Consider the following 592-nt stretch of genomic DNA (forward strand, 5'->3'; position numbering starts at 1 on the left):
GTTGTTCGAGAAGTTCGATCGTAAGCGGACGCAGGAGCTGGTGGATGTTCTGAAGAATCATCAGGCGATCGTCACGGTGATGGCGAATACTTTTCATGCGGCGCACAAGTCGTATAGTTCGACCGATGACGATAATGCGGGTATGTTCCGGGTTCCGGGGGCGGGGACCGATCATCGTCCGGAGATTTTCAAGCATCATTCCACGCCGCCTGCGGATTGGAAGTCGGGTCCGGGATTGCCGACGACTGCCGGGTCGGGTGTGAGTTTCGATGCGAATGCGAAGAGCAGTATCGAGGGTGAGGTGGAGACGGGTCAGTATTTCGGTATTCTCGATTTCGCGAATATTGCGGCGATGATCGAGAAGAACAATGGCACCGTGTTCTGGATCGCGGGTGAGTGGAAGGCGTTCGCCGATATTTGGCGAAGTTCGGTGCAGAATTTTATCGACGCGGTGGGGTATGTGTTCAAGAATCAGTATTGGGAGGGTGCTGGTGCCGATCGTGCGGTGGCGTTTCTCGACAAGTATTTGCAGTCGACGGATACGTTGCATCGTGGCATGATTTCGATGTCGAATGTGATCGGTAATACTGCT

The 592-nt window shown here is 53.9% G+C and carries 1 protein-coding gene; it reads left to right on the top strand.

From position 1 onward, the window contains the following. Window positions 1-40: 40 nt before the first annotated feature. On the top strand, window positions 41-592 hold a 552-nt coding region (locus tag NX1_RS34935), incomplete at its 3' end, for a hypothetical protein (protein WP_157120423.1).

The organism is Nocardia xishanensis NBRC 101358 (assembly GCF_001613365.1).
Classification (GTDB): Bacteria; Actinomycetota; Actinomycetes; order Mycobacteriales; family Mycobacteriaceae; genus Nocardia; species Nocardia xishanensis.